Origin of the sequence: Mycobacterium sp. NAZ190054 (genome assembly GCF_001545925.1) — a bacterium.
Classification (GTDB): domain Bacteria; phylum Actinomycetota; class Actinomycetes; order Mycobacteriales; family Mycobacteriaceae; genus Mycobacterium.
In genome coordinates, this window is the sequence record NZ_LMVQ01000159.1 from 1 (window position 1) to 8378 (window position 8378).

General features: G+C 70.7%; 5 protein-coding genes and 3 pseudogenes. 6 read left to right on the forward strand and 2 right to left on the reverse strand.

Features of this window, described 5'->3' with window-relative positions:
• Window positions 1-132 (reverse strand): annotated as a pseudogene (locus ASJ79_RS33895) (lipid-transfer protein); the annotation flags it as partial.
• A 150-nt stretch (window positions 133-282) separates the two neighbouring features.
• A pseudogene (locus tag ASJ79_RS35005) lies at window positions 283-3018 on the reverse strand (AMP-binding protein); the annotation flags it as partial.
• 268 nt (window positions 3019-3286) lie between these two features.
• Between ASJ79_RS35005 and ASJ79_RS12980 the strand changes: the two are divergent.
• The 6 genes and pseudogenes from ASJ79_RS12980 to ASJ79_RS13005 form a co-directional block, all read left to right on the forward strand.
• Complete coding sequence (locus ASJ79_RS12980) at window positions 3287-4117, forward strand: glycosyltransferase family 2 protein (protein ID WP_369803656.1); 831 nt, start codon at window positions 3287-3289, stop codon at window positions 4115-4117.
• The gene (locus ASJ79_RS12985; RefSeq protein WP_231750837.1) at window positions 4114-5076 is read left to right on the forward strand and encodes a glycosyltransferase family 2 protein; all 963 of its coding nucleotides are present in this window, start codon (window positions 4114-4116) and stop codon (window positions 5074-5076) included. Before ASJ79_RS12980 ends, ASJ79_RS12985 begins: the two co-directional genes overlap by 4 nt.
• Window positions 5073-5738 (forward strand): hypothetical protein, encoded by a 666-nt coding sequence (locus ASJ79_RS12990; RefSeq protein WP_067955734.1) that lies wholly within the window; start codon window positions 5073-5075, stop codon window positions 5736-5738. The genes ASJ79_RS12985 and ASJ79_RS12990 overlap by 4 nt, the downstream gene beginning before the upstream one ends.
• Window positions 5735-6559: a glycoside hydrolase family 16 protein gene (locus ASJ79_RS12995; protein WP_231750838.1), complete on the forward strand. Its 825-nt coding sequence runs from the start codon at window positions 5735-5737 to the stop codon at window positions 6557-6559. Before ASJ79_RS12990 ends, ASJ79_RS12995 begins: the two co-directional genes overlap by 4 nt.
• Window positions 6556-7839, forward strand: coding sequence for a glycosyltransferase family 2 protein (locus ASJ79_RS13000; protein WP_369803658.1), 1284 nt, complete (start codon window positions 6556-6558; stop codon window positions 7837-7839). The genes ASJ79_RS12995 and ASJ79_RS13000 overlap by 4 nt, the downstream gene beginning before the upstream one ends.
• Window positions 7836-8378, forward strand: a pseudogene (locus ASJ79_RS13005) (hypothetical protein); the annotation flags it as partial. The gene ASJ79_RS13000 and the pseudogene ASJ79_RS13005, both read left to right, overlap by 4 nt.

Below are 8378 nucleotides of genomic sequence, written 5' to 3' on the forward strand. Positions count from 1 at the left end.
CTCGCCCTTACCGCAGAAGCCCAACTCTTCGAGCTGGATCAGGGTGTACGGCGTGAAGTGGTCGTAGAGCACCGCCGTCTGGATGTCGTCGGGTGACAGGCCGCTCTGTTCCCACAGTTGACGTCCGCCCAGCGCATGGAAATTCTCGTTGCGGCCCACTTCGTCGAGGCGCAGCGCAGCCGCCCACGCGGCCGCGATGTCGGTCTCCAGGCCGGGAGCCGGAGGCCGGATGGGTCCGCGGGTGGGTGCCGGCAGCGCCCGTCGATCGACCTTGCCGCGCTCGTTCCGGGGCAGGGTTTCCAGCATCACCACGTGGTTGGGCACCATCCAGGCCGGCAGCCGCTCGTGCAGCTGTGCGCGAACATCGGCGACCGCGGGGGTGCGTGTGCCCGGCGCGGGCGCGACATAGGCCGTCAGGGACGGCGATTCGGACGCCGGGTCGGCCACGACGAGCGCCTCGCGGATACCGGGGCAGTCCAGCAGCGCGGCCTCGACCTCGGCGGGTTCGACGAGGTAGCCGCGGATCTTGAGCGCCGCGTCCATGCGCCCGAGCACCATCAGGACTCCCGACTCGTCGATACGGGCCCGGTCGTTGGTGACGAACGTCCGGCTGCCGTCCGGGTTCTCGATGAAAGTCGTCGACGCGCTCTCGGGTGCGAGGTAGCCGGCGGCCAGGTAGGGCGAGGTCACGGTCAGGCGGCCCTGTTCGTCGACGGCCAGCGTCTTGTGCGGGACCGCCACCCCGGCCGGGATGACCCCCGCCGGAATCGGCTCGTCGGGCCAGATGTCGAAGTGGGCGATGCCGAGGGTCTCCGAAGAGCCGGCCCAGTTGGTCAGCACCGCGTTCGGCGCGAGCTCTCGGGCCCGCCGGATGACGTTGCCGTACACCGGTTCACCGGTGGTGACGATGCGCTGGACGCGGCGCAGGGTGCGACCGGTCGCGGCGTCGGTCACCGACTGCAGGAACGACGGTGTGCACATCACGATGTCGGCGTCGGCGAGGCGGTCGGCGGCGGCCCCGGGGGTGCAGCCGCGCGGGTCGATCGCGATCACCTCAGCACCCGAGAGCAGGGATCCGATGAGCACGTTGAGTCCGGCGGCGAAACTGACCGGCATGCACAGCGCGACGCGCGCGCCGGCCACGATGCCGAACCTGTCCCGGTGCAGAATCCAGTCGCTCAACCAGGTGCCGTTGACGTGCAGCACCGCCTTCGGCTCACCGGAGGAGCCCGAGGTGAACTGGATGCTGGTCACCGTCTGCACACCGGGCTGCGGTGCCGTCACGGGCGCTGCGCGCAGAGCGGTCGCCCGGTCGGCCGTCCACACCGCGTATCGACCGGCGAACTGCCCGGAGAGCCGATGCCCGTCCCCGACGACGACGGTGTCGAGGTGACGCCCCTGCTGTTCCAGCGCACCGAAGATGTGCGTCATCCGGTCCACCGGCAGGCCGGTGTCCAGCGGGACCAGCGGGGCCCCCGACGCGAAGCCGCCCATGATGACGGCGGCGGTGTGCGGGGTCAGGTCACCGACGAGGGCGATCGCGGCCTGTGGGTCGGAGCGTCCGTGCAGCATCGCCGTCCAGCCGGCGGCCGCCGCGGACAACTCGCCGTAGCTGATCGAGCCGCGGGCGGTGCGCAGCGCGATGTGGTCAGGCCTCTCGGCGGCGACTTCGGCGAACCGGGCGGCGACCGAGTCATGCTCGACGGCCCCGTACCGGGACAGGTCCGGTCGTGGTGGGACGGTCGGGCCGACGGAATCCAGCGCCCGGCCGCGCGGGGTGGCGGCCACCTTGCGCAGCAGCAGGACGGTGGGCACGAGCAGGAGCAGGGTGTTGAGCAACTCGGCGGCCAGGTAGGTGTAGCCGACCGCGTCGATGCCGAAGCGTCTGGTGGTCAGCGTGACGCCGCTGACCACGACGATCCCGAGCAGGAGCTGGGCGGCCACGGCCAGGCGCAGCCGGCGCTGCAGACGGGCCAGTGCGGTGTACACCGTCATCAGGGCCACCGACGGCAGGGTGAGCGCCATGATCCGGATCAGCGTGGTTCCGTGCTCGGCGTACCGGGGTCCCAGGATGCCGAGGATCAGCGGGGCGGTGATCAACAGCGCCACACACCCGGCCAGCGCCGCCCCGCCGCACAGCAGCACGAAACGCACTGTGCAGGAACGCAGATCGGCACCCGGGGTGGATGCGGTGGCGATGAACGGCGCGGCGGTCGCGCCGACGAGCACGCCGAGCGTGTTGACCACCAGCCAGCACATCGAGAAGTAGGCGTTCATCTCGGTGCCGAGTTGCGCGACGACGATCAACGGGACCAGCAGTGGAACCGTCACTCCGACCGCGTTGATCGCGTACGAGCTCGCGAAGAACTGGACCAGTTCACGGCGCGGTGGCAGGTTGGCCGCTCCGCGGCGCTGCGCGGTCTCCCGCCGGATCACCACCAACGCGATGGCCGCCGTGATCACCGCGGCCGGTAACACCCACGACCACACGATCGCCGCGCCGGTCGCCAGCGGGATGAGCGCGGCCACCACGACGAGTTTCGCGGTCGACTGCCCGATGTTCTTGGTCGCGATCATCCGGGCGCGGCTCAGCCCGATGAGGATCTGGTCCTGCAGCGCATAGACCGCCAGGACCACGACGAAGGCCGGAAAGAGCACGGCCTCAGGCCAATTCGGAAACAGCTCGGCCCGGGGGCCGACCAGGACGAACACGGCTCCGAACAGCAGCGCGGTGCACGACACGAACGCGATACCCCTGCGCACCACCTGCTGGGTGTGCGCACCGGCCAGTGGCAGGAAGCGTTCGTAGAGGCTGCCGAGGCTGAAGTTGGCGAGAATCGCGATCAGCGTCGCCGACGAGATGATCGCCGAGGCACGTCCGACCTCGGCGGCGTCGTAGCCGCGGGCGGCCACCGTCCAGAACACGAACCCGAGCGCGCCGGTGGCCGCGCTCGACGTCATCACCGCGGCGATGTCGATGCCGAGACCGGGGGTGGGGGTACGGCCTGTCATCGGCATCGGTGGGTCCTAGGTAGGGAGATCGGTGAGGACGGAGGTTCGTCGACTGACTGCCGATTGACGATACTAAAGTCGCGTAACTTTGCTTAGGCTACCCAAAGTTGTGATGCTGATCATAGCCGGCGGGGGGAGCGGCCACAATCGCACCCGACTTCGCTAAGGTACTTCACAGTTAAGGTACGGCTGTGCCGCCGCCGATTCCGGGGACCCTGGGTGCGCTCCGTTGCTGTTTGCGCTGAAACTGGGTAGGACAAGGAGTTTCGACGAAGTGACGGAGATCGTTCCAGAGTCCGACATGCGCGTCTCTACGCGTGTGGGCAACTTTTTGGCAAAGATCCCGGATGTGCGGGAGCCGGCGCCCGGTCGCCCGACCGTCAGCGTCGTGCTCCCCGTGCGCAACGAGGCGCGCAACCTGGCGTATGTCGCGCGGCGCATGCCGCCGGTCGACGAGATCGTGGTGATCGACGGTGGATCCGCCGACGGCACCGCCGACGTCGCGCGTAAGTTGTGGCCCGACGCCACGGTGATCGAGCAGACCCGCACCGGCAAGGGAAACGCGTTGGCGTGCGGCTTCCTGGCCGCCACCGGGGACATCATCGTGATGATCGACGGGGACGGGTCGACCGACCCGGCCGAGATCCCGCTGTTCGTCGACGCACTCGTCGGCGGAGCGGACCTCGCCAAGGGCAGCCGGTTCTCCCGCGGCGGCGGAAGCGAGGACATCACCCGGTTCCGGCGGCTGGGCAACAAAGGCCTCAATTGGCTGGTGAATCGGCTGTTCCACACGGAGTTCAGCGATCTGTGCTACGGCTACAACGCATTCTGGCGGCGCAATCTGAACTGCCTCGACCTGCCCGCGACCGATGCGCCGGAGCCGCAGTGGGGCGACGGCTTCGAGATCGAGACCGTGATCAACGTCCGCGCCGCCCGCAGCGGCTGGGTCATCCACGAGGTCGGCAGTTTCGAGGGCAGGCGAATCTACGGGCGCAGCAACCTCAATGCGGTGACCGACGGGCTCCGGGTCCTACGCACCATCAACCGTGAGCGCCGCGACCACCGCGCGGTGCGTGCCGCGGCGGGCGCCGGTTGGTCGCGGTGACCGCGCAGCCGCTGCCTCTGGAGGACACCCGGCCGGCGACCGTCTCGGTGAGTGTGGTGATCTGCTGTTACACCAGTGCCCGCAGGACGCTGCTGGATCGCGCGGTCACCGCCGCGCTGGGGCAGCTGCGGGCCGGGGACGAGCTGATCGTCGTGGTCGACCACAACGACGTACTGCACCGCGACCTGCGGGACACCTACGGTGAGCAGCTGCTGTTGCCGGCCAACCGGTTTCGCCGCGGACTCTCGGGCGCCAGGAACACCGGGCTGCACGCCGCCTCCGGCGACGTCGTGGTGTTCCTCGACGACGACGCCGTGCTGCACCCCGACGCGCTCGAGGACGCGCGTGCGGCCTTCGCCGATTCCACCGTGACCGCGCTGGGCGGCGCGGTGCATCCGTCGTGGCAGTCCGGCCGCCAACCCGCATGGTTCCCACCGGAGTTCGGTTGGGTCGTCGGATGTGACTATCGGGGACTGCCGCCCGACGGTGCGCCGATCCGCAACCCGATCGGCGCGGCGATGGCGGTCCGCAGGACCGAGCTCGCCGGCATCGGCGGATTCTGCGACGGGCTCGGGCGCGTCGGCTCCCTGCCGGCCGGCTGCGAGGAGACGATGATGGGCATCGAGCTGGCCCGGCGCGATCCGCAGGCCCGGATCATCCGCCGTACCGGTTTCGCGGTGTCGCACGCGGTGCCCGCGGACCGGGCGACGTTGCGGTACTTCGCGCGTCGGTGCTTCCACGAAGGCCGCAGCAAGGCGACCTTGAGCCGGCTCTGTGGCCGGGGCGCGGCGCTGCGGAGCGAACGGGCGTACACGACCAGGACGCTTCCGTCCGGGCTGTGGCACGCCCGGCGGCGTCCCGCCCGGGTGCCTGCGTTGGTCGCCGGCCTGCTGATCACCACCGTGGGATACCTGGTGGGCGCGGTCCCGGCGGTGCGGCCGCGGAAGAGGACACCATGACCAGAATTCGGGGATGGCTGGCGGATTCGCGGATCACGGCGTGGATGTCGTTGGCGCCGTTGGTCTACTTCGCCGCCGAGTGGGTGGTGTCCGCGACGTGGCGGGGCCACTACGGTTATCGCGACGAGCAACTGGGGCCGCTGGGGATCGCATTCTGCGGGCCCGCGGGTGACTGGTCGTGCAGCGAGCTCTACCGGGCGATGAACGTCGGGCTGGTCGTGACGGGGCTGGCGATCGCCTTCGTCGCGGTGAGCCTGCTGGTGCAACGGGTGACCGACCGCGGCCCGGCGCTTCTGCTGGCGGTCGCGGGCGGGGGCCTGGCGGCCTCCGGCGTGGTGACGTACGGCGTCGACTACGCCTGGAACCTCACCCTCATCGTCGTGTTCATGACGCTGGGGTCGGTGAGCGTGCTGTTCACCGCGCTCGGGTCGGCGTCGAGAATGTCGCTGGAACGTCGGGCCGTCGCCGTCACCTCGGGTGTGGTCAGCCTCGTCGGCTACGTCACCTACATGGGCGGGCACGCGTTCTTCGGTTCGGGCGGCGCACAGCGCATGGCGATCTACGGCATCCTGGTCGGGGTCATCGCCGTCGGCGGCGCGGGATTCGTGCGGACCGCCGGGGGGCAACCGCGAGAAGACGATCTGGTCGAGGAAACCGCATGAGAGGCATGGGCGTTCGGATGTGCAGGCATGTCGCCGTACTGGCGTGTGTGGTGGCGCTCGCCGGGTGTTCGGCCGCCGCACCCGTCGGCCATGCCGAGCCGAGCGGGCCGCGGATCATCTTCGCCGACGACTTCGACGGGCCTGCCGGCGCGCGACCCGCATCGCAGTGGCGCTACCAGACCGGTGGTGGCGGCTGGGGCAACAACGAGATGCAGACCTACACCGACACCGCCGCCAATGTCGGTCTGGACGGGGCGGGACATCTGGCGATCACCGCCCGCGGGGACGCGCTGAACCGGATCACGTCGGCGCGGATCACCACCCAGGGCAGCGTCGAGTTCACCACCGGGCGCGCGGAGGCGCGGATCAAGCTACCCGCCGGTGCCGGACTGCATCCGGCGTTCTGGCTCCTCGGCAGCGACATCGACCGCGTGGGCTGGCCGGCCGCCGGGGAGATCGACGTGATCGAGACCCTGAACCAGGCCGACGAATTCCACACCGGCGTGCACCTGCCGCGGGCCGGACACCAACGCGGCCAACAGATCTCGGCTTCCGGCCGGCCACCGTTCCCGCTGGCCGGCCAGTTCCACACCTACTGGGTGGAGCGCAGTCCCGGGCGCATCGTCACCGGAGTCGACGACATCACCCTGTTCACCGTGACGCCGGCCGACCTGGCCGAAGGCAGCCGGTGGGTCTTCGACGCGCCGTTCTTCCTGTTGCTCAACCTCGCCGTCGGCGGCGACTGGCCCGGACCGCCGGACCAGTCCACCCCGAATCCGTCGACCATGCTCGTCGACTGGGTGAGGGTGACCGCGCCGTGACGCCGTCGCTCACTGTCGAACCCGCGATGCCGTCGCAGGGTCCACCCGCCTGGCCGCAGGCCCGCTGGGTGGGCATGCTCGATCTCGACGGGCTGACTCCCGACAGCGACGGCACGGTCGCGTTCATCGCCCGCCACGCCGACGGCTACCGGATGGCGCGGGTGCTGGTGCGGCTCCGCGATCAGCCGCTCGCCTTCGTCGAGGCGCCCGTCGACGGTGACGTGGTGCGCCTTCCCGTCCCGCCGTGCCCGGACCGCGGGCCCGCGGCCGCGACCGTTGCGAGTCCCGCCGTCTCGGTGGTGTTGTGCACCAGGGAGCGCCCCGATCAGCTCGCCGACGCGCTGAGTTCCGTTCTGGCTCTGGACTATCCGGATTTCGAAGTCGTGGTGGTCGACAACGCCCCGAGCACCGACGCCACGGCGCGCGTGGTCGAACGGGTCGGCGATCCGCGGGTGCGGTACGTCGAGGAACCCGTCCCGGGGCTGTCGGCGGCCAGAAACACCGGGTTACGGCAGTCCCGCCACCGGATCGTCGCCTACACCGACGACGACGTCGTCGTCGACCGGTACTGGCTGCGCGGCCTCGTCGTCGGTTTCGCCCGGGCGCCGGGGGTCTCGTGCGTGTCCGGGCTGGTGCCCAGCGGCGAGTTGCGCACCGCGGCGCAGGCCTATTTCGATCAGCGGGTCTCGTGGGCCGGGTCGCTGCAGCCCCGACTGTTCAGCATGGCCGATCCGCCGGCGGACCAGCCGCTGTTCCCGTTCCAGGTCGGTCGTTTCGGCACGGGGGCGAACTTCGCCGTGAACCGCGACCGGGTGCTGGAACTCGGCGGTTTCGACGAGGCACTCGGCGCGGGCACCGCGTCGCAGGGCGGTGAGGACCTCGACCTGTTCTTCCGGGTCCTGACCGCCGGCGATGCGCTCGCCACAGAACCGGCTGCGATCGTGTGGCACCGGCACCGCAGTGACAACGACGCCCTGTTGCGGCAGGCGCGCGGTTACGGGCTCGGGCTGGGCGCCTGGCTGACCAAGGTCGGGCTGGATTCCTCGCACCGCCGGCTGGCGGTGCAGGTGCTCCGCCGGCGGTTCAGGTCGTCGCTGCGTGCGGGCGCCGACTACGGCGCCATCATGTCCTCGCCGGCCCGGATGTCCGGCGGCGTCGGCGACGAGGTGCCCGCCTCGGTGGGGCGCACCGAGGTGCTGGCCGTGCTGGGCGGGCCGCGGGCGCTCTGGCAGGGCAGGCGGCAGCAGGTGCGCAACACCGCCACGGCGGGCCGCCGATGACCGTCACCCTGGATCCCGTCACCGCGCCGGCGTCCGACGCGGATGCCAGACCCGTTGTGCTGCAGCGAGTCCCCGTCATGCCGGTGCGGATGGCGGACCTCGCCGTCCTCGGTGCGCTGGCCGGCGTGGTCGCGCTGACCGGGCTGCCGAGTGCGCTGCGCGCGGTCGCGCTCGTCGTGTTCATCGCGGTCGGGCCGGGCGCGGCGGTGCTGACCTGGGTGCGGGTACCGCGGCGCGCACTGTTGTCGACGGTTCCGGTGCTGGGCATGGCGATCGTCACGCTGACGGCGATCGCGGCGATGTGGTCCTATCGGTGGGATCCGCACGGCATTCTCTGGGTCCAGGTGCTGGCCGTGGCGGGCAGCAGCGCGTACTGGTACCGGCGCAACCGCACCTCGGTTGCCGACGCCGCCCGCCGGTTTCTACCGCGATTTCGGCTTACAGGACTGCGGCGACGGCTGGTTCGCGACCGCCGACGGCGGACGGCAACTCCAACTCTCGCATGCTCCCACCCGACGCCTGCTGCGAGCGGCCTTCGC